This window comes from Glutamicibacter sp. X7 (assembly GCF_054889245.1).
This window is the reverse complement of sequence record NZ_CM142678.1, coordinates 2,709,576-2,730,409: the sequence shown is the minus strand read 5'-3', so window position 1 is coordinate 2,730,409 and position 20,834 is coordinate 2,709,576. Positions and strand designations below refer to the sequence as shown.

17 protein-coding genes are annotated in these 20,834 nt (G+C 62.6%); 9 read left to right on the top strand and 8 right to left on the bottom strand.

Going from position 1 to position 20,834, the window contains the following annotated elements:
• Positions 1 to 38: 38 nt before the first annotated feature.
• On the bottom strand, positions 39 to 857 hold the full coding sequence (gene trmB / locus ACYU0X_RS13065) for a tRNA (guanosine(46)-N7)-methyltransferase TrmB (RefSeq protein ID WP_461901129.1): 819 nt from the start codon (positions 855 to 857) through the stop codon (positions 39 to 41).
• A 27-nt stretch (positions 858 to 884) separates the two neighbouring features.
• On the bottom strand, positions 885 to 2,354 hold the full coding sequence (locus ACYU0X_RS13060; RefSeq protein ID WP_461901127.1) for a polysaccharide deacetylase family protein: 1,470 nt from the start codon (positions 2,352 to 2,354) through the stop codon (positions 885 to 887).
• Between the two features lie 147 nt (positions 2,355 to 2,501).
• Here ACYU0X_RS13060 and ACYU0X_RS13055 point away from each other — a divergent pair, with 147 nt between their 5' ends.
• The 3 genes from ACYU0X_RS13055 (at position 2,502) to clpB (ending at position 8,120) form a co-directional block, all read left to right on the top strand.
• Positions 2,502 to 2,912, top strand: a complete 411-nt coding sequence (locus ACYU0X_RS13055; protein ID WP_309405868.1) for a YccF domain-containing protein — start codon at positions 2,502 to 2,504, stop codon at positions 2,910 to 2,912.
• 81 nt (positions 2,913 to 2,993) lie between these two features.
• Positions 2,994 to 5,414: a PEP/pyruvate-binding domain-containing protein gene (locus tag ACYU0X_RS13050; protein ID WP_461901125.1), complete on the top strand. Its 2,421-nt coding sequence runs from the start codon at positions 2,994 to 2,996 to the stop codon at positions 5,412 to 5,414.
• Between the two features lie 120 nt (positions 5,415 to 5,534).
• The gene (gene clpB, locus ACYU0X_RS13045) at positions 5,535 to 8,120 is read left to right on the top strand and encodes an ATP-dependent chaperone ClpB (RefSeq protein ID WP_461901123.1); all 2,586 of its coding nucleotides are present in this window, start codon (positions 5,535 to 5,537) and stop codon (positions 8,118 to 8,120) included.
• A gap of 32 nt (positions 8,121 to 8,152) precedes the next feature.
• On the opposite strand, the gene ACYU0X_RS13040 is transcribed toward clpB, so the two are convergent.
• Complete coding sequence (locus tag ACYU0X_RS13040) at positions 8,153 to 8,746, bottom strand: septum formation family protein (protein WP_461901121.1); 594 nt, start codon at positions 8,744 to 8,746, stop codon at positions 8,153 to 8,155.
• A gap of 218 nt (positions 8,747 to 8,964) precedes the next feature.
• On the opposite strand from ACYU0X_RS13040, the gene ACYU0X_RS13035 reads away from it, so the two are divergent.
• Together ACYU0X_RS13035 and ACYU0X_RS13030 are read left to right on the top strand one after the other, a co-directional pair.
• The gene (locus tag ACYU0X_RS13035; protein ID WP_309405874.1) at positions 8,965 to 9,186 is read left to right on the top strand and encodes a DUF3073 domain-containing protein; all 222 of its coding nucleotides are present in this window, start codon (positions 8,965 to 8,967) and stop codon (positions 9,184 to 9,186) included.
• Positions 9,187 to 9,319: 133 nt separating this feature from the next.
• A complete protein-coding gene (locus ACYU0X_RS13030) occupies positions 9,320 to 10,240 on the top strand; it encodes a Sir2 family NAD-dependent protein deacetylase (protein WP_461901119.1) in 921 nt (306 codons plus the stop codon).
• Between the two features lie 164 nt (positions 10,241 to 10,404).
• Here ACYU0X_RS13030 and purM read toward each other — a convergent pair whose 3' ends face one another.
• From purM to ACYU0X_RS13010, 4 genes are all read right to left on the bottom strand, one after another.
• Positions 10,405 to 11,547 (bottom strand): phosphoribosylformylglycinamidine cyclo-ligase, encoded by a 1,143-nt coding sequence (purM, locus tag ACYU0X_RS13025; protein ID WP_461901118.1) that lies wholly within the window; start codon positions 11,545 to 11,547, stop codon positions 10,405 to 10,407.
• Positions 11,548 to 11,576: 29 nt separating this feature from the next.
• Positions 11,577 to 13,100, bottom strand: a complete 1,524-nt coding sequence (gene purF, locus ACYU0X_RS13020; protein ID WP_309405880.1) for an amidophosphoribosyltransferase — start codon at positions 13,098 to 13,100, stop codon at positions 11,577 to 11,579.
• 81 nt (positions 13,101 to 13,181) lie between these two features.
• On the bottom strand, positions 13,182 to 13,508 hold the full coding sequence (locus ACYU0X_RS13015; RefSeq protein WP_418907243.1) for a hypothetical protein: 327 nt from the start codon (positions 13,506 to 13,508) through the stop codon (positions 13,182 to 13,184).
• 4 nt (positions 13,509 to 13,512) lie between these two features.
• Positions 13,513 to 13,893: a sterol carrier family protein gene (locus tag ACYU0X_RS13010; protein WP_418907242.1), complete on the bottom strand. Its 381-nt coding sequence runs from the start codon at positions 13,891 to 13,893 to the stop codon at positions 13,513 to 13,515.
• A 350-nt stretch (positions 13,894 to 14,243) separates the two neighbouring features.
• Between ACYU0X_RS13010 and ACYU0X_RS13005 the strand changes: the two genes are divergently transcribed.
• Positions 14,244 to 15,755, top strand: coding sequence for a choice-of-anchor L domain-containing protein (locus ACYU0X_RS13005; protein ID WP_418907241.1), 1,512 nt, complete (start codon positions 14,244 to 14,246; stop codon positions 15,753 to 15,755).
• An 84-nt stretch (positions 15,756 to 15,839) separates the two neighbouring features.
• Here the strand turns inward: ACYU0X_RS13005 and ACYU0X_RS13000 are convergent, their stop codons facing one another.
• Positions 15,840 to 16,814 (bottom strand): asparaginase, encoded by a 975-nt coding sequence (locus tag ACYU0X_RS13000; RefSeq protein ID WP_418907240.1) that lies wholly within the window; start codon positions 16,812 to 16,814, stop codon positions 15,840 to 15,842.
• Between the two features lie 79 nt (positions 16,815 to 16,893).
• Between ACYU0X_RS13000 and purD the strand changes: the two genes are divergently transcribed.
• From purD to ACYU0X_RS12985, 3 genes are all read left to right on the top strand, one after another.
• Complete coding sequence (purD, locus tag ACYU0X_RS12995) at positions 16,894 to 18,180, top strand: phosphoribosylamine--glycine ligase (RefSeq protein ID WP_461901115.1); 1,287 nt, start codon at positions 16,894 to 16,896, stop codon at positions 18,178 to 18,180.
• Positions 18,181 to 19,089 carry a phosphoribosylaminoimidazolesuccinocarboxamide synthase gene (locus ACYU0X_RS12990; RefSeq protein WP_418907238.1) on the top strand — a complete coding sequence of 303 codons (909 nt, stop codon included), beginning with the start codon at positions 18,181 to 18,183 and terminating at the stop codon, positions 19,087 to 19,089.
• A gap of 189 nt (positions 19,090 to 19,278) precedes the next feature.
• A complete protein-coding gene (locus tag ACYU0X_RS12985) occupies positions 19,279 to 20,829 on the top strand; it encodes an alanine/glycine:cation symporter family protein (protein WP_461901113.1) in 1,551 nt (516 codons plus the stop codon).
• Positions 20,830 to 20,834 lie beyond the last annotated feature (5 nt).

Genomic DNA, 20,834 nt, shown 5'->3' with positions numbered 1-20,834 from the left:
TGTGCGCGGCCGCCGTCGGGCGTCGTTACCTGGGTGGGCTAACTCCTGGTGTAAGCCAGATCGAAGATCAACCGACCGGCCTTGAGCGCCTTGCCCTCAAAACTGGTCAGCACACGGCGTTCGAAGCGCGGGGCCCACCCGCCCTGCTCGTCCAAGAACGCCGGATCGGCTTCGCGGTTCTCCAGACCCTGGCGGTACACCGTGGTCAGACTGCTCTCCAGTCCTGCCTGATGTCCTGGAAATTGATTCTCGAAGGCCGGGTGCGCCTCGAGAACCTCACGCATCTGCTCCGCGTAATTCGACCAGTCGGTGGCAAGGCGCAGGGTGCCGCCGGGCTTGAGTACCCGGGCGACCTTATCAAGGAAGGACTCCTTGATCAGGCGGCGCTTGTGGTGTCGCGGTTTGTGCCATGGGTCGGAGAAGAAGATCCAGATTTCATCGGCACTTGCCGGCTCGAGCACGGTTTCGAGTACTTCCGGGGCATTGGCCTGAATCGCACGAACATTTTCGAGTTCAAAGGCCTCGACCTTCAACATGAGCTGTGCCAGCCCGGGACGATACACCTCGACGGCCAGGTAATTACTCTCCGGGTCTTCCTTGGCGGCATTGGCAATGCACTCGCCCAGACCGCTTCCGATCTCAACGATGAGCTTGGCCTCGCGGCCAAAGGTTTGCGTAGCGTCCAAGCGGAAATCTTCGGCGACGGAGGTGTCGGCGATTTTGCGTGGGGGCTCGATGACGTACTGCTCGGCGTTGCGTTCCCAAGCCTTGGCGCGACGGCCCTGCAGGCGGTTGCCGCGGCGGACAAAGGAGACCGGTTCGGAACGGTACAGTTCGGGGTCGATGGGTTCAGTCATGATGCGTTAATCCTATCGGAGCCGCGGCTAGGACTTCGGGTGTTCACCGCGAAAGTACGCCTTACCGGCGGTGAGCTTGGAATGAGCGAACAGCGTGTCAATGCGCACCGGAGTGTATCCAGCGGCCTTAAGCTTCTTGATCAATTCCGGCACGGCCTTGACGGTACTTTCGTGAATGTCGTGCATCAGGATCACAGACCCCGGCTTGACCTGTGCCATCGCGTTTTTCACGGTCTTCTTTGAATTACGATGGTGCCAGTCTTCGGTGTCTACATCCCAGATGATGAGCGGTGTCGTACTCAGCCGGTCGACCTGCGCATTGTGTGCTCCATAGGGTGGACGCATCACGGCAGACGAGGCGCCGGTGGCGTCCGAGATGGCCGCATCGGTGGACTGCAGCTCCTTGGAGACCTGCTCCTTGCTCAGCCCGCTGAGCGAACGGTGGGTATAGGTATGGTTGCCGATCTGATGCCCTTCGGCCGCCATGCGTTTGAGGAACTTCGGCCGCGTCTTGGCGTTTGGACCGACGACGAAGAAGGTGGCCGGAACCTGCGCGTCCTTCAAGGTATCTAGGAGCACCCCGGTCTTCGGGCCGGGTCCGTCATCGAAGGTCAACGCAACGCATTTGGTGCGGCGGCAATCCACTGCCGGTTCCGAGGATGCCTCAGAGGGTGAGGCGCTTTCGGTGGGCTCTTGCTCCTCGGGATCGTCTTCCTGCGGCGAGTCGTCGTTGAGGATAGCCTGTTGGGCCTGACGTCCATAGTCCGAGAGCAACGCCTTGATGCGGCTGGAAGGCAAGGTCAGCGTGACACTGCCGACGGATCCCGGAGCGATGGAGTATTCATCGGCCCGCACAATAAGATCACCATTTGCGCCGAACCGAAGGTCATCGAGCACTTCCTCGGGAAGCTGATCATGAGGCAGGATCGTGGTGTTCTTCGTCCGGGTGGCTTCCTCGGCCAGCATGGCCTTCACATGATCCCAAGCTTCAGAACTCGAAAAAAGCTCCTCGGTGTCAATCCGACGATCCTCAGGCACGGAGAACCACTGGGTAGCAAAGCTTTCGCTGCCCGAGGCACCGGCGAATTCATAGGTATCCCGTGAAACACCCAGGATGGCCTTGCTCGCGGCGGTCACCTTCGCGCTGACGTTGAGTTCTCCGGCGAAGTCCGTGCCGCGGACCGCAGAGTCCCGGTGCTCATTCACGTAGGCGCGCATTTGAGCTTCAACCGCGCTACGCGATGCGTCGGTAATACCCGGGTGCTCGGCCAACTCAATGTGCGATGTGTAGAGGTGCAAGGCCTCGTTGGTGTTCGAGACCCGATTCAGGCCCGCTAGCGGTGCCCCTGAGTTGTCGGCGGTGGAGCTGGCGGAGGTGCTGGGCAGGTCCTGTCCCTCGGCAGGCGACCGGGTTGCGGAGGCACAGCTGGACAGGGTGAGGCAGGCGGCGGTGAGCAGCGCAAGGGCGCGCGGCATTGCCTGAGAAACGGAAGGCATGTATTCCAGTGTCAACCGCTGCATGGCTCTTCCCGAACCGAAACGGCCTGACACGATCAATCGTTAACGAGACGTTATCAAAAGGTCAGGGATTAGTGGGGGTGGTCACTGATAGACGTCAGGTTCAGCGGCTGGAAGAATGAATTCATGACTGATTTAGTGCGGGGAATCCTGAACGTTATTTGGCTGCTCTTCGGCGGCTTGTGGTTGGCCTTGGGCTACATGCTGGCCGGTGTCATCTGTTGCCTATTGATCGTGACCATTCCCTTTGGCATTGCTTCGTTCCGGATTGCCGGCTATGCCCTCTGGCCTTTCGGGCGCACCGTCGTGGATCGGGGACCGGTGGGGGCATTCTCGACGTTGGGAAACGTCATCTGGGTGATCTTCGCCGGGATTTGGATCGCCATCAGCCACGTGGTCACAGCGATCCCGATGTTTATCTCGATCATCGGCATTCCGCTGGGGATCGCAAATCTCAAGATGATTCCGGTGTCCTTGATGCCCCTGGGTAAGGTCATCGTGCCCTCCGACTACTACATTGGTAGCTTGCGCCGCTAAGGAAATCCGGCTCAAAACTCCACGCTAGCCAGTACGGCGCTCAGGCGACAGACTAGTGCTAGTTAGGCTAGGAGGCTGAGCATGGATTTGATCGAACTGGAGAATGCCACCGATATGTCGCTGGTCGGTGGCAAGGCCACCGGGCTTGCCGCGCTCATTGCCGCGGGAGAAAAGGTCCCGGCGGGGTTTGTGATTACCACGCGGGCCTACCAGCGCGATGAACTGCCCGAAGCGCAGATTCTGCAATGGTGGGCCACGCATTGTGGTGGTCAGCCGGTCGCGGTACGGTCCTCGGCGACGGCCGAAGATCTCGATGATGCAAGCTTTGCCGGGCTGCAGGACACCACCTTGGGGGTTCGTGAACCGGACGAGCTACTGGAGGCCATACGTAACTGCTGGAGCTCGTTGACCAGTGAACGTGCCAGCGCCTACCGCGAGCGCATGCGTCCGGGGGCACCGCCACCGATGATGGCAGTTGTGGTGCAGCAGATGGTGGACGCTTCGGTGGCTGGCGTGCTTTTTACGGCTGATCCGCTCACCGGATTACGTAGCCGACAGGTGGTCGACGCCGTCGCCGGACTTGGCGACGCGGTCGTACAGGGCACTGTGGAAGCCGACCACGCGACCCTAGATGATGATCAGGTGTCCCAGCCGATCGGATGCCTGAGCACCACGCATCTAGCAGAGCTACAACGTGCAGGACGCCGTATCGAAGCCGCACTCGGTAGCGAACAGGATATTGAGTTTGCCTTCGACCGTGAGGGCACACTGTGGTTTTTGCAGTCGCGGGCCATTACGACCCTTTACCCCTTGCCCGCCACCGATGATGGTCAGTTGCATGTGTATCTCGAGGTCGGGCACATGCAGGGTTTGCGTAACCCGGTCACCCCCATGGGGGCCGAACTGCTCAGTAGGGCAGTAGCCGCCATGGGCGGAGCGTTCTCCGATGTGCTTGAGCGCATGATGGTCTTCGCCGGTGGCCGGATGTACCTCGACATGACCTTCATGTTCCGTAGCGATCGGATGCGTCAGAATCTCCCGCAACTTTTCGAGATCTACGGTTCGGATCCTCGCGTCGCTGAGCAGCTCATGGAGCACCCCGAACTGCAGGCTCGCCGCGCACCCTTGCGCGCAAGGCTTCGGGCCGTTCCCTTGATATTGCGTCTCGTGGCGCTCGCACCGAGCACGCTGACCGGAGTTATCCGCGCGCTGTTGCAACCCGAATGGGGACGGCGAAGAGCTTTCCAGGCGCCGATTCTTTCGGATGCGCCGCACGGCGAGAGCCTAGAAGATGTGCTCAATGCGGCCGAGCAGGCCCAAGACCTGGTGATGCGCCGCGGGATGTGGCAGATGCTACCTGCGCTTTACGGTGGGCTAGCGGCCGCGGCCCTCGCCGAATTCTTGCTTCGCGGCATCGCCGAGCCCGGAGAAGTAGACCTGACCAAGGGCGGCATGCCGCACAACCCCACCACCGGTATGGATCTTCAACTGTGGCAGCTGGCGCAGCGTGCCAGGGCGCATGAAGATCTCTTCGCTGATCGTGAGCCCGAGGACCTGGCGTCACAGTGGCGTCACGGCACATTGCCAGCCATCGGCATGGAGGACTTCTTAGCGCGTTTCGGGCACCGGTGCGCACAGGAAGTGGATGCTGGTATTGCGCGCTGGCGTGAGGATCCGGCGCCGGTATTCGCTGCCATTACCGGCTATCTGCAGCTGCAGGACTTGACCCAGGCTCCCGATGCACGTTTTGCCCGGGCCGCAGCCGTTGCTGAGTCGACGATCGATGAGCTCGCGCGCCGTGCTCGCTTACATGGTAGAACCCTGCGCGGGATCGCGGCCACATGGTTGCTTCGGCGAAGCCGGCGGTTGGCGGGGCTCCGTGAGTGGCCGAAATTCGCCTGGGTGCAGTCCATCGAGCAGGCGCGGAACTATCTGCTGGAACTGGGGGAACGTCTTGTTCAACGTGGTGTGCTCGAAGCGGCCGAGGACATTTTTTACCTAGAGCTCGACCAGGCCCGGCGTGCCGTGGCCGGTGAACCCCAGATGGAAGCGGTGGCTAGCGCCCGCGCGACCTATGAGCGTGAAATGCGCCGGGTCAGGGTCCCCGCCGTGTTGCTGAGCGACGGTAGCACCCCGGAATCGACTCCCGAGACGACCGGAGCAACGATTCGAGGACGTGCCGCTGCGCCAGGACGCGTCACTGGGCCAGCACGCGTGGTCACCGACCCCAGAACGGCCCGCGTGCTGCCGGGAGAAATTCTGGTCGCGCCAACCACCGATCCCGGGTGGACGCCGCTGTTTATGACTGCCGCCGGGTTAGTTTCCGAAACCGGATCACCGATGGCCCATGGGCCCACGGTCGCTCGCGAATACGGCATTCCGGCGGTCATTGGCATTACGGATGCCACGCACAGAATCGCTACCGGCGACATGCTCAGTATCGATGGCACACACGGGACGGTTGAAATTCTCGATAGTTCACCGGTGGGGGATGAGACCTAGATCCGGCAGGCCGTGTCGCCGCGATTAAGTTTGCGTCCCATGGGAATATAGACACGAATCGCAGAGTTGAGTTAAGTAGACTCAAGTTTATGGGTTCACCCCACTAAGGAAAGGATGCGCGTGGACACCAAACTCACCACCAAGAGCCAAGAGGCCCTGTCGGCATCGGGGATGAATGCTTCAACCGCCGGCAACCCGCAAATCGAACCGGCTCACCTACTGAAGGCACTGCTCGACCAGCGTGACTCGGTCGCCGTTGCCTTGCTCAAGAGCGCCGGCATCGACGTGGACTCGCTCTCCGTCAAGGCCAGCTCCATCATTAAGAACCTGCCAGCCGGATCGGGAAGCTCGGTCGCGCAAGCACAGTTTTCTCGCCAGCTGCTGCAGGTTGTCAGCACCGCTCAGGAAACCGCCAATGAACTAGGGGACAGCTATGTCTCCACCGAGCACCTGCTCATGGCCTTGGCCAGCGATGTCACCAAGGCCGGCGAAGCCATGCGCGAGGCGGGGGCCACCCGCGAACTGCTGGCGGCAACTCTTCCGGCCATTCGCGGCGATCGCAAGGTCGATAACCCGGACCCGGAGGGAACCTTCCAGTCGCTGGAGAAGTTCGGCACCGACATGACCGAACTGGCGCGCAGCGGCAAGCTCGACCCGGTCATCGGACGCGACAAAGAAATTCGCCGCGTGGTGCAGGTACTATCGCGCCGCACGAAGAACAATCCGGTGTTGATCGGTGAACCGGGTGTCGGTAAAACCGCGGTGGTCGAAGGTCTTGCCCAGCGCATGGTCGCTGGGGATGTGCCCGAATCCTTGCGCGGCAAGACGCTGATTTCGCTTGATCTAGGCGCCATGGTGGCCGGAGCCAAGTATCGCGGCGAGTTCGAGGAGCGGCTGAAGGCCGTGCTCGAGGAGATCAAAGCCTCCGACGGGCAGATTGTGACCTTCATCGACGAGATTCACACCGTGGTCGGCGCCGGAGCCTCCGAAGGTGCCATGGACGCAGGCAATATGCTCAAGCCCATGCTCGCCCGCGGAGAACTGCGCCTGATCGGTGCGACGACCCTCGACGAGTACCGGGAAAACATCGAAAAAGACCCGGCTCTCGAGCGCCGCTTCGCTCAGGTCTACGTCGGCGAGCCCAGCGTGGATGACTCCATCGCCATTCTGCGTGGTTTGAAGGAACGCTACGAGGCGCACCACAAGGTCACGATCTCCGATAGTGCCCTCGTAGCCGCGGCAGCGCTGTCCAACCGGTACATCACCGGCCGCCAGCTACCGGATAAGGCCATCGACCTTGTCGACGAGGCCGCTAGCCGCTTGCGCATGGAAATCGACTCCGCCCCTGAGGAAATCGACCAGCTGCGTCGCGAGGTCGACCGACTGACCATGGAAGAGCTGGCGCTGAGTGATGAGACCGACCCGGCCTCGATGCAGCGCCTGGAGGCGCTGCGCCGCGACATGGCCGATAAGAAGGAACGGCTTGATGCCCTGAATTCCCGCTGGGAAGCGGAAAAGGCGGGGCTTAACCGAGTCGGTGACCTCAAGGCACAGCTCGATGAGATGCGCTCGCAGGCAGAGAAGCACCAGCGCGAAGGAGACCTCGAAAAGGCCTCCCGATTGCTCTACGGGGATATTCCGACCCTGCAGCGCGAACTCGAACAGGCCGCCGCCGCGGAGGCCGATCAGAACCGTGAGGAAGCGATGGTCGCCGACGAGGTAACCGCCGATGACATCGCCGAGGTCATCTCGTCCTGGACCGGTATTCCGGCCGGCCGGATGCTTCAAGGGGAAAGCCAGAAGTTGTTGCAGATGGAGCAGGTCATCGGACAGCGGATGATCGGGCAGCAGCAGGCCGTTGGCGCCGTGGCCGATGCGGTGCGGCGTTCGCGGGCAGGCATTGCCGATCCGGACCGTCCCACCGGTTCCTTCCTGTTCTTGGGTCCCACCGGTGTGGGTAAGACCGAGCTGGCCAAATCACTAGCGGACTTCCTCTTCGACGATCCGCGAGCGATGGTGCGCATCGACATGTCGGAGTACTCGGAGAAGCACGCCGTGGCGCGACTGGTCGGTGCCCCTCCGGGCTACGTCGGCTACGAAGAAGGCGGACAGCTGACCGAGGCTGTGCGCCGCCGGCCGTACTCGGTGGTGCTGCTCGACGAGGTGGAGAAGGCCCACCCTGAGGTCTTCGACATCCTGCTGCAGGTACTGGACGATGGGCGCCTGACCGATGGACAGGGGCGCACCGTGGACTTCAGGAACACCATCCTGATCCTCACCTCGAACCTCGGCTCGCAGTTCCTGGTGGATCCGGCCTTGGAAGAGGCGGCCAAGAAGGAAGCGGTGATGAACGTGGTCAACGCGTCCTTCAAGCCAGAGTTCCTGAACCGGCTTGATGAGGTCATCATGTTTGACCCGCTGAGCCTGGAGGAGCTGGGATCGATCGTGCAGTTGCAGATCGACGCACTGTCCGCGCGACTCTCGGAGCGTCGCTTGGAGCTGGACGTGGATGATGCGGCCCGCGAATGGCTCGCGTTGACCGGGTATGACCCGGCATACGGAGCTCGTCCGTTGCGTCGACTGGTCCAGCGCGAAATCGGGGACCGGTTGGCCAAGGAACTGCTCTCCGGCACGGTGGTGGACGGCGATACCGTCAAGGTGCGCCTCAACGAGGCCGGCGATCAGCTCACCGTCGCCAAGGCGTAGCGGGTTCTCACTCGTTTAGGCGGGGCAGGGCATTAGCTCTGCTCCGCCTCCGGCAACAACGAACTGCGTACGGTTCCGGAATCCAGGCTCAGGAAACAGGAGACGAGGCGGTCACCTTCGGACCAGGTGCTCTGCGAAGGACGCGAAAAATGGTAGGTCCACGTGGAATCCAGGCCCGCGGACGGGTCGATGGCCACCGACTTGCACAGGTCTTCGGATTCGGTGAGCAGCGCGTCGGCTCCGGGGAAGCTGTCATGTTCCAAGGTGAAGGTGCCGATCAGCTGAGCGTTATGCGAGCTGTCACAGGTCACCACGGTCTGCAGATTCAAGGGGCCGGTGAACCCACGCAGACAGTCCCCGACGATTAACTGCTCGGGCGGCATCTCGGTGGCAATGACACCGTCGAGGCCGGGCCGCTCATTGCGGGGTACTTCTCGGACCCCGGGGTCTTCGGCCGGGGTGAGGAACTGAAGGATCACATAGACCAAAGCGGCACTGAGAGCTACCACGGCGACGACTAAAAGAAACCACTGTCCGATGCGACGATTGGGGCGCTCCTGTTCGGGCGGCCCGGGCTGGAGCGCCGGCAGCGCCGCCTTGGGCTCTGGCAGGTTCTCTTCGGCCACCGGGTCGGCTCCTTCATAGTTGTCGAGCGAGCTAAGTCACATACAAAACATAGTCAGTGGACTAATACCAAGTCTAGCCGCTACGTCACGTGTTGCGTTCAGCGGACGTCGCTGAATCGTGTTAACCTTTAATTACGAAAGAACTGATCACATATTCGGGGGCCTCTACCATTTAGGTAGACCACCTCCCGACTCTACTGAAAAGAGGGGGTCACGCCATGGGGCGCGGCCGTCAAAAGGCTAAAGCACAACGCCAGGCGCGAGACATTAAGTACTACTCGCCGGCGACAGATCTCTCCGCACTCGAGCGCGAACTCGGCGTGCGGCCCGATCCGCACGCGCAGGGGGTAGAACCTGCCGAGACATCGTATGATGACGAGGAGTACTCGGATTACGATGAGCTGGCCAAGAAGTATTCCAGCGACCCCGAGGAAGACTAAGGTCTCCATACCGGGCTAGCGGAAGTTCAGCTCTTCCTTCACCTTCACGACAAGCCGCAACGACTACGCTGAATTCAGCAAGGGTCGTTGCGGTCTTTGTCGTCCCTAAATAACCGGTGCGAAAGGTCTGCGGATGAACCCCCAAGAGGAACTCTCGATCCGGATGGCACATCAGTCGGCTATCCGGTCCATGCAGCGGGTGGTCGCCGAACAAGCCCCAGCGCACGATCCGATTCAGGCGGCCGCTGCGGTGCAGGGCTTACTCGAGGCCGGTAGGGTTCTGGTATTGACCGGGGCCGGAGTCTCTACGGATTCGGGAATTCCCGATTACCGAGGTCCCAACGGTTCCCTGCAGCGCCACCGACCGATGACCTATCAAGAGTTCAAGTACCGGCCGGAAGCTCGCCACCGCTATTGGGCCCGCGGGTTCGTGGGGTGGCGGCATATGGACTCGGCACGACCCAACAACATCCACCGCACCCTCGCGCGCTGGGAAGATGACGGAAAAATCAGCGGCATCATCACCCAGAATGTCGACGGGCTGCATCAGCAGGCCGGGTCGCGGCATGTGATCTCGGTACATGGGGATCTTGGAATCGTCCGCTGTCTCGATTGCCACGCCAGCGAGGAGCGTACGGCCCTCGACGCGCGGCTCGAAGCGGCAAATATCGGCTACCTGCAACAGGTCGATCTCGATCCCACGGCGGTGAACCCCGATGGCGACGTGGAGTTGCCGCAGTATCTCGTGGACAAGTTCGTGATGGTGCCCTGCCTGAACTGCGGCTCCTATGCGCTCAAGCCCGATGTGGTGTACTTCGGGGAGAACGTACCCAGCGAACGGAAGCGGCAGATTGAGCTACTCGAAGAGCGCAGCGACAGCCTGCTCGTCCTGGGGTCCTCGCTGGCGGTGATGAGCGGCTACAAGATCCTGCTGAATTTCGTGAAACGAGAACTCCCGGTCGCGTTGGTCACCAACGGGCACGTGCGCGGCGAACAGAAGGCTACGTGGCGTTGGCGTGAGCCGCTCGAGACGGCCCTCGCCCGACTGAGCTAGGTCGGCGTAGCTTTCCGCGCGATCACGCCCGGTGGAAGGCCAGAGAGGCCAGCCCTAGCCGAGGCCGTGCGACGTGTTGTGCGCCGGTGCGCGGCGGTTAACGAGCGATGTGCCGCGCCCTCGCGGCGCGGCACATCGAAGTGAGCCAAAGAAATGGCGCGAATCTACTTGGCGTATTCGCCAGTCAGCAGCACCGCGCCGCCATCGACACCCTTGGCGCCCTGCACGAAGTCGGCACCGGCTCCGGTGGCCTGGTCGGTGAGCTCTTCAACCGAGCCCATCACCCAAGCACCCATACCGGCGGCATTGAGAAGTTCCACGGCACGATCGGCGACGGCCTGATCGACCACGGCTACCATGCCCACACCCAGGTTCAGGGTGCGTTCCAGGTCAGCCTGCGGCACGTTGCCCAACTGGCCGATGGTTGCGAAGATCGCCGGCAGCGACCACGTGGAACGATCGATGCGGGCCATCAGACCCTGTGGCAGCACGCGGGCCAGGTTTGCGGCCAAGCCACCGCCGGTGACGTGACTGAAACCGTGGACCCCGAAGGTGTCGCCCGCGTTGAGCGAATCGACCAGCTCGAGGCAGGCCGAGGTGTAGATGCGGGTCGGTTCGAGCAACTCCTCGCCGAGGGTACGTCCGAATTCGGCGACCTCACGGTCCAGTTCCCAACCAGCGTGAGCGATGACGCGGCGCACCAGCGAGTAGCCGTTGGAGTGAATACCCGAGGACGCCATGCCGATCACCACGTCGCCGGCCTTGACGCGGTCCGGGCCCAGCAGGGCGTCGGCCTCGATCACGCCGGTGGCGGCACCGGCCACATCGTACTCGTCGACCCCCAGCAACCCTGGGTGCTCGGCGGTCTCGCCGCCGACCAGTGCGGTCCCGGCCAGTTCACAGCCGGTGGCGATACCGCGCACAATGTCCGCGATACGCTCCGGAACAACCTTGCCGCAGGCAATGTAGTCGGTCATGAACAGCGGCTTGGCACCCACGACGACAATGTCATCCACGACCATGCCGACCAGATCCTGACCGATGGTGTGGTGCACATCGAGCTTCTGCGCGATGGCGACCTTGGTGCCCACGCCGTCGGTGGAGGTGGCCAGGTACGGCTTGCGGTACCCGGTCAGGAAGGAAACGTCGAACAGCCCGGCAAAGCCGCCTACTCCGCCGATCACGGAGGAGTTGTGGGTGGCCTTGATGGCGTCCTTCATCAGCTCAACGGCGCGATCGCCGGCCTCGACGTCCACGCCGGCTCCGGCGTAGGTGATGGAGGTTGGCTGCGCTGGGGTTTCGCTCATGGATCTTTCGGTCCTTTTCGTTTCGTGGGTTAGAGCACGGACTGCAGGTCGGCATCGGGGCCCGGCTCACAGCCTGGCTGGTTCGCCTTCTCCAACAGGTTCTTGCCGCGGCGGCTGTCATCGGGCAGGGCAATGGGGTAGTCGCCGGTGAAGCAGGCGGTGCACAGGCGCTCGCGTGGCTGACGCGTGGCATCGATCATGCCGTCTTCGGAAATGTAGGCCAGCGAGTCGGCTCCGATGGAGGCGGCGATCTCGTCCACGGCGGCACCGTTGGCGATGAGCTCGGCGCGGGTGGCGAAGTCGATGCCGTAGAAGCAGGGCCACTTCACCGGTGGCGAGGAGATCTTCACGTGTACTTCGGAGGCGCCGGCCTCACGCAACATGCGCACCACGGCGCGCTGGGTGTTGCCACGGACGATCGAGTCGTCCACGACCACCACGCGCTTGCCCTTGAGCACCGTTTCCAAGGCATTGAGCTTGAGCTTGATACCCAGCTGGCGCAGCGTCTGGCTGGGCTGGATGAACGTGCGCCCCACATAGGCGTTCTTTACGAAGCCGTGGGTGAAGGGGATGCCGGACTCTTCGGCATAGCCGATGGCCGCAGGCGTACCGGACTCGGGCACCGGGATGACGATGTCGGCTTCGGCCTGGTTTTCGCGGGCCAGCACACGGCCCATTTCCACGCGGGACTCGTACACCGAGCGGCCGGCAATGGCGGCGTCGGGACGGGCGAGGTAGACGTACTCGAAGACGCAGCCCTTGGGGGTGGCTTCGGCGAAATGGGTGGAACGTACACCGTTGGAGTCGATGGCGATCAGCTCGCCGGGTTCGATCTCGCGGATAAAGGAGGCACCCACGGTGGCCAGTGCCGGCTGCTCGGAGGCAACTACCCAGCCGCGGTCAAGGCGTCCAAGCACGAGTGGGCGAACGCCATGTGGATCGCGCGCGGCGTACAGGGTGTCTTCGTCCATGAAGACAAAGCAGAATGCGCCCTCGACCTTTGGCAGCAGTTCCAGCGCGGTCTGCTCCAGAGTCTGGCCGGGGTCACCGTTCAGAAGATTGGTGACCAGCGCGGTGTCGGTGGTGTTGCCCTGCGCGATTTCGCCGCGGACCTTGCCACCATCGGCCTCGATCTTGCCGCGCACCATATCCGCCAAGTCCGCGGAATTGGTGAGGTTGCCGTTGTGCGCAAGGGCGACGGTACCGTTAGGGGTTGGGCCCAAGGTGGGCTGGGCGTTGGCCCAGTGGCTGGCTCCGGTGGTGGAGTAGCGGCAGTGGCCAATGGCCAGGTGGCCCTTCATGGAGTTCAAGGTGGTCTCTTCAAAGACCTGAGAGACCAGCCCCATGTCCTTGTAGACATTGATGCGCGCCCCGTCGCTCGTGGCGATGCCGGCGGATTCCTGTCCACGGTGCTGCAAGGCATACAGTCCGTAGTAGGTCAGCTTGGCGACTTCTTCGCCAGGTGCCCAAACGCCGAAAACACCGCACTCGTCCTGCGGTCCCTTCTCGTCCGGGAGCAGGTCATGATTAAGCATTCCATCGCCACGCGCCATGTCTTTATTCTTTCACGATTGTTGGTCGTTGCCGACCGTTTGTGTGGTGGGATGCGGCCCGGTGAACATGCGGAAGTAGCCCTAGCTCTCCGGTTGCCCGCTGTCGGTGTTTTCGGCCATGGCGACGGCTTGACCCTTGGAGCCCTTGCGGGCCGCGAGCCAGTCAATCACCACGTAAACCACGGCGCCGATTCCGGCGCCCAGTCCTCCGAAGAACATTGCGAAGAAACCCATCGCAGCAGCGCGGGTGTACTCGCTCGAGGGGAGACCAATGAGACCAGTGATCGCACCGGCTACCACGCCCAACGCGGTAAAGGTGAGAATGACTGGCCAAAACCGCGGAACTCGATGCACCACAACGGGGATCGAATCGTTCTGTGCCGCGGGACTGTTATTGGCTTGCTCCATACCGTTAAGGGTACTCAATCAGTGGCAAGTGCGCCGCCAAGTCTGCCCTAAGACCGGAGGCATGCAAATGCCCTGAGGCGAGGGCTTCCTGCCAGTGGGTGCGCCCGGTGACAAGGGCCAGCCAGAGATCGGCAGGTAGCTCGACCACATTGGGTGGGGTGCCACGGGTATGTCGAGGTCCGGCAATGCATTGGGTGACACCAAAGGGCGGGACGCGCACCTCGACGGAGTTGCCTTCGGCACGCGAGGCGAGCTCCTCAAGAGCAAAGCGCACGGCGGTGGCCAGCTGCGCGCGGGGGAGCTTTTCTCCAGCGGCTGTTGCATCAACCCATTCGCGGAGCGCCGTGCGACCTGCCGCTTCATCGATGCGCCGTTTGATAGCCATAGGCAATCAGCATCCTTTCGTTCGTCCGCACTGTGGGCTAAGACCGTAGAGCACTCACTCGGTGAGGGAATGTTACGGCCGTTCGTTGGGCCCCGCAGACCACCTTATTCTGGGTCGGTGCCGGTGGCCACGCTGCTTATCAATGGCCTTGCCAGAGGTCGATTAATCGACAAAGTGGATAGTTTGCTGAAGGCTCACCGAAGCGAAAAAGCGCGGAATTGCGCGGAATTGCGCGGAAATTAGCGTTGAGAATTTTCGCAGGTTTCTGTTCGGTAACACCAAGGTCCGGTAATCTGGAGTGTGGATCATCACCATTAACCGTTGCGAACATCACACGCGAAGGACACTTCATGACGTTACGACGTACCTTGGGCGCAAGCCTTGGCGCTGCCGCTTTGACCGTGACGAGCCTTGTGGCTCCGGCCGCCCTGGCAGCCGAGCAGAAGGTCACCGACCTTTCCGACCCGTCCGTGCTTTCCGCGCAGAAGCTTGCCGAGTCGCTCGTTGGAGACAACACCGAAATCTCCAACGTCAAGTACACCGGTGACCCGATCAGCGCCGGCACGGTGCAGGGTTTTGGCGCAGACTTGGGTATCGACGAGGGCGTGGTCTTAACGAGTGGCGCCGTCTCCGGCGAGGACAGTATCTTGCTCGGCCCTAATGACGACGACGGTACGTCGGTATTTGTCGGGGCCGCTGGCGACGCCGATCTGGATGCCATCGTGGACCCAAACTCGACCGGCGATGCGGCCGTCCTTGAATTCGACTTCGTGCCGGATGCAAAGACCGTTACCTTCAGTTATGTGTTCGGTTCCGAGGAATACACCGAATTTGTTGGCACCGAATACAACGATGTATTCGGATTTTTCGTCAACGGCACCAACCACGCTCTGATTTCCACGGCCGACGGCGCTCAGCCGATCACCGTGAACACGATTAACGATGAGCTAAATAGCGGTTTCTACCGGGATAACTCGGATGCTGACCCGAAGTTTAACGTTGAGCTCGATGGGTTCACTACCGTGCTGAAGTTTGAAGCGCCGGTTAAAGAAGGTCAGGTCAACCACATCAAGTTGGCCATTGCCGATACTTCTGATTTGATGTTGGATTCCGCCGTGGTGATCGCGGCCGGAAGCTTCAAGTCCAACGCAGCGCCGGTGGCCGAGGAAATCACGACCTCGACGCCGATCGATACGGCGAAGACCATCACGCTGCTAGGCAGCGACCCCGATGGTGATGAACTGACCTACTCCGTAGTCGAGGGCCCGGACGCCTCTGAGGGCACTTTGGGCGAGATCAACGGCGACAAGGTCGAGTTCACGCCGGCCGAAGGATTCACCGGCGAGGTGACCTTCACCTACAAGGTGTCCGATGGATCCAAGGAATCGGAGCCGACCACGGTGACCGTCGTGGTGGAGCAGGACCCGGGCACCGAACCGAGCCCATCGGAAACCCCGGAACCAACCGAGTCCGAGGAGCCGAGCCAGTCACCTGAGCCCTCCGAAACCCCGGAGCCGAGCCAGTCGCCGGAGCCTTCCGAGACTCCAGAACCGACCGCGTCCGAAGAGCCGAGCCAGTCACCTGAGCCATCTGAATCACCTGAGCCAAGTGCCTCCGAGGAGCCGTCCGTCTCGCCGGAACCGAGCGAGTCCACCGAGCCGAGCGCAAGCGACGAACCAAGCGAGTCGCAGACGCCAGCGCCTTCCTCCTCGAGCAAGGCCCCGGCCCCGAGCAAGAAAGAAGACGATGTGCTGGCCGAGACCGGTGCCTCCACCGCTACCGGCGTATTGGCCGTGGGTGCCGGGCTGCTGATGCTCGGCGGTGCAGTAAGCCTGATCATGCGTCGCCGCACCAAGCACTAGGCGACACTCGCAGCTAGAGACTCGAGGGGTACACCACAAATGTGGTGTACCCCTCGAATCTCTGCTTTTAACGAGCGGAACGCACTAGAAATCCACCGTCGCGAACTCCAGCCCGGCGGCCCGCGCTCCTGCAGTCTTGGCCTCCGGACGCAGCAGCGGCCGCAGACGTTCGAGGGCCGCGGGCTCCAAGGCACCGGCTTGGACGAGTAGCGACAGCGCCAGCTCGTCGGTGCCGCGCTGCGAACCGTCCAGCATTTTCAGCGCCACGCTCGTGCCGTCGGGGGCCGCCATCGCCAGCACACCTTCGGCGCCGAGTTTGGCCAGAACCCCGGTCTCACGCATCACCACGCTGTTGGCCCGATGCTCGCCCTGAACAGCCCACGGATGGCTCAGCATGGCTTCGCGCACCACCACCAGTTGGGGATCCTCATCGGAGGACAAGGCGCTGAAGCCGCGGGCCAGCGAGATCAGTTGCAGCATGGGAGCCGGTGCCCCGCAACCATCGACGCCGATGGCGCCCAGCGGCCCGCACCATCGTTCGATCGCGGCCAATGCGGCCCGCTGGACCGGGTGTTCGGGATCCAAATATCCTGCGGTGGGTTCATCAAGGGCAACCGCCGCGGCCAAGAAAGCGGCGTGCTTACCCGAGCAATTGAAGGCCAGCGAGCTGGGCGCACCACCGCGGACGGTGAGCGCACTGCGCGTGGCCGAATCCGCCGGCCAAGCCGCCGGGCACCCCAATGCCGCTGGGGACAGCCCGGCCGCAGCGAGAATCTGCTCGGCCAGCGCCTGATGAGCGTCGGTGCCGCTATGGCTGGCACAGGCGATCGCGAGCTGTTCGGCGGTGAGCTCGGCGCCGCTGCTCAGCGACCCGAGCGCTTGGAAGGGTTTGAGCGCGGAGCGCGGAAAGATCCATGCGTCGGGATTGCCCAGGGCGAACTTTGTCGTACCGTCGGGGGCGAGGACCACCGCGATCCCCAGATGCCGTGATTCCACGTGGCCGTTGCGGGTGACACGCACGAGTTCCTGGCAGTCGGCGAGCGTTATTTCTTCGGACATAGGGTGCAGTCTATCCAGCCGTGAGGCGGCGGGTCATCGACGATGGTCGTAGCCCGGCCCTCCGGTAAACTTGGGGCCTGTGAAGGTACTGGTTATTGGCCCAGGCGGCCGTGAACATGCAATTGTCCGCGCACTTAGTGCAGATCCCTATGTTGAACAGGTTCATTGTGCCCCCGGAAACGCCGGTATCGCGCAAGATGTAACGGTTCACGCGCTCGACGCGCAGAATCCCGAGGCCGTGCTCAAGCTGGCTCGCGACCTGGACAGCGACCTTGTGGTCATCGGTCCCGAGGCGCCCTTGGCCGCCGGTGTGGCCGATGCGCTGCTGGAAGCGAATATCCCGGTCTTTGGACCCACCCGTGCCGCCGCGCAACTTGAAGCCTCCAAGGCGTTCGCCAAGGATGTGATGGCCGAAGCACAGGTCCCCACCGCCATGGCTAAGGTCGCGGTCAACGCAGACGAGGCCGCAGCCGCCCTGGACAGCTTTGGCGCACCCTATGTGGTGAAGGACGATGGCCTGGCCGCGGGCAAGGGCGTTGTCGTCACCGAAGATCGCGCGGCTGCCCTTGAGCACGCAGAGGCCTGCTTCGCCCTCGGCGGCAGCGTCGTCATCGAGGAGTTCCTCGACGGCCCCGAAGTTTCTCTTTTCGTGATCTGCGATGGCAAACATGCCGTGCCTCTGGCCCCGGCCCAAGACTTTAAGCGCATCTTCGACAACGATCAGGGCCCGAACACCGGTGGCATGGGTGCCTACAGCCCGCTGGAATGGCTCCCGGACGGTTTCGTGGATGAAGTGATGGAGCGCGTGGCCTACCCGACCCTGCGCGAAATGGAACGCCGCGGCACCCCCTTTACCGGCGTGCTGTACTGCGGTCTGGCCGTCACCCGCCGGGGCATCCGCGTGATCGAGTTCAACGCACGCTTCGGTGATCCGGAAACCCAGGCCGTGCTCGCTCGCTTGAAGACCCCGCTGGGCGGGGTTCTGCTGGCCGCCGCGAAGGGCCAGCTGGACGACGCCGAGCAGCTCCGCTGGTCGCCACAGACCGCCGTGGACGTGGTGATTGCCGCCGAAAACTACCCGGACACCCCGGTGAAGGGCTCGGCGATCGCCGGCCTCGACGCGGCCAACGCACTCGATGGCGTACACGTGATGCACGCCGGGACCAGCATCAACGAGGAGGGCGACATTACGGTCGCCGGTGGCCGCGTCTTGGCAGTTGTCGGACTCGGCGACGATCTCGCCGCAGCACGCGAAAAGGCCTACGCCGGTGTCGCGGAGATTTCCTGGCCCGGGGCGCAGTCGCGTAGCGATATTGCCCTGAAGGCCGCCAACGGTGAAATCAGCGTCGCAACGGAGGGCCAGTAAATGAGCGGATATCAGACCGACGTGCCCGTCCTCGAGGGCTGGGACCACTTCTACTCCGGCAAGGTGCGTGACCTGTATATTCCGGCAGGCAGCAGCTTCGAGCAGACCGATCGTGTGCTGGTGGTCGCCTCGGACCGCATCAGCGCCTACGACTATGTCTTGACCAGCGAAATCCCGGACAAGGGCAAGGTACTGACTCAGCTGAGCCTGTGGTGGTTTGAGCAGCTCGAACAGTTCCCGAACCACGTGATCTCCACCGACGTTCCAGCAGCCGTGGCCGGCCGGGCCATGGTTTGCAAGAAGCTGGATATGTATCCGATCGAATGCATTGCGCGTGGGTACCTGACCGGCTCCGGCTTGGCAGAGTACAAGCAGTCCCGCACCGTCTGCGAATTGCCGTTGCCCGAAGGGCTGGTGGATGGCTCGCGCCTCGAACCGGCACTGTTCACTCCCTCTGCGAAGGCCGAGGTAGGGGAGCACGACGAGAATATCTCGTACGCCCAGACCGTCGAAAAGGTCGGTGCCGAAGTGGCCGAGCAGCTGCGTGAGCAGACCGTGGCCCTGTATTCGCAGGCCGAACGCATCGCCCGCGAGCGTGGCATTATTCTGGCCGACACCAAGGTCGAATTCGGTGCCGATCCGGCCACCGGAACCTTGACCCTAGGCGACGAGGTGCTGACCCCGGACTCTTCGCGCTTCTGGGATGCCGCCAGCTACGCCCCAGGCCAGCCGCAGGCCAGCTTCGACAAGCAGTTCGTGCGCGACTGGCTCTCCAGCGATGCATCGGGCTGGGACAAGAACTCCGGCGAGCAGCCGCCGCAGCTGCCGGAAGACATCGTGGCGAAAACGCGCGCCCGGTACATCGAGGCTTACGAGCGTCTGACGGGACGTAGCTTTAGCGCCTCGTAGCGATCGTGAAAACGCCCGTGCACTTAGTGGTTCCTCCGCCGAGTGCACGGGCGTTTTGTCATGTCAGCAGCCCGAATATGATACGCACTCGTTTCACGCTACACTTATGTGCTGTTCATCACACAACACTCGCGAACGCACTGTCAGGGGCCGGATCCGGCGAACTGGCAGCACTAAGGAAGGACCAACGTGCAAGCAGTTCTAGACGAAATCAATGGGGTGATCTGGAGCGACGCTCTGGTGTATCTCTGTTTGGCAACGGGGGTGTACTTCTCGATCCGTTCCCGGTTCCTGCAGGTACGTCACTTCAAGGAAATGATCCGCCTGCTCTTCCGCGGCGAGCGTTCACCTTCTGGCGTTTCTTCCTTCCAGGCACTGGCCCTGTCACTCTCTGGCCGTGTGGGTACCGGTAACATCGCAGGCGTGGCTACCGCCATCGCCTTCGGCGGCCCGGGCGCCTTGTTCTGGATGTGGACCGTGGCCTTCTTGGGCGCCTCGACCTCCTTCGTCGAATCCGCGCTGGGTCAGGTCTACAAGTCCCGCGACCAGCTCACCGGCGAATACCGCGGTGGCCCGGCCTACTACCTGAAGCAGGCGCTGGCACACACCCGCGGCAAGGCCTTCTTCAACGTGTATGCGTACATCTTCGCCGCCGTGACCGTGCTGGCCTGTGGCCTGATGCTGCCTGGCGTGCAGTCCAACTCGATGGCCGTGGCCATCGAAGGTGCCTGGGCCGTCAACCCGTGGGTTGTCGCCATCGGCGCCGTGATCGTGCTGGCCTTCGTGATCATCGGTGGCGTGAAGCGCATCGCCGGTTTCGCTACCTTCGTGGTGCCGTTCATGGCCGTGGCCTACATCCTGCTGGCCCTGATCGTGGTCTTCGCTAACGCCGAGGCACTGCCTGGCGTTATCAAGATGGTTTTCGCCAGCGCCTTCGGCATGGACGCGGCCTTCGGTTCGGTGCTCGGCTTGGCCGTCATGTGGGGCGTGAAGCGCGGCGTGTACTCCAACGAAGCCGGTCAGGGCACCGGCCCGCACGCCGCAGCTGCCGCCGAGGTATCGCACCCGGGTAAGCAGGGTCTGGTGCAGGCCTTCGCCGTGTACGTCGACACCCTCTTCGTTTGCTCGGCCACCGGCTTCCTGATCCTCTCCACCGGCGCTTACCGGGTCTTCCGTGGCGGCACCGAGGACAGTGGCATTTTGGGCGAAGGCGGCCTGCTGCCTTCCGACATTGCCGTGGGTCCGACCTTTGTCCAAGCGGGTTTCGACGGTACCTTTGCCGGGTTCGGCGCATCCTTCATCGCGGTCTCGCTGATGTTCTTCTGCCTGACGACCATCATCGCCTACTACTACATGGCCGAGACCAACCTGCGCTTCCTGTTGGGCAAGGGCGCGACATTCATGATTCCGGGCATCAAAACCAGCCTGGGTCGCCTGTCCACCCTCGCACTGCAGATGCTGATCCTGGTGGCCGTGGCGCTCGGCGCGGTCCGTACCGCCACCGAGGCGTGGACCTTGGGCGATATCGGTGTGGGCCTGATGGCCTGGTTGAACATCATCGGCATCCTGATCCTGCAGCAGCCGGCCTTCAAGGTGCTACGTGACTACGAGCGCCAGAAGAAGAAGGGCCTGGATCCGCAGTTCGATCCACGTCCGCTGAATATCGTCGGGGCGACCTTCTGGGAGCAACGAGCCGACGAGGAGCGGGAGCGCACCCCGCAGCCGGCTTCCGACCGCTAAGTCGC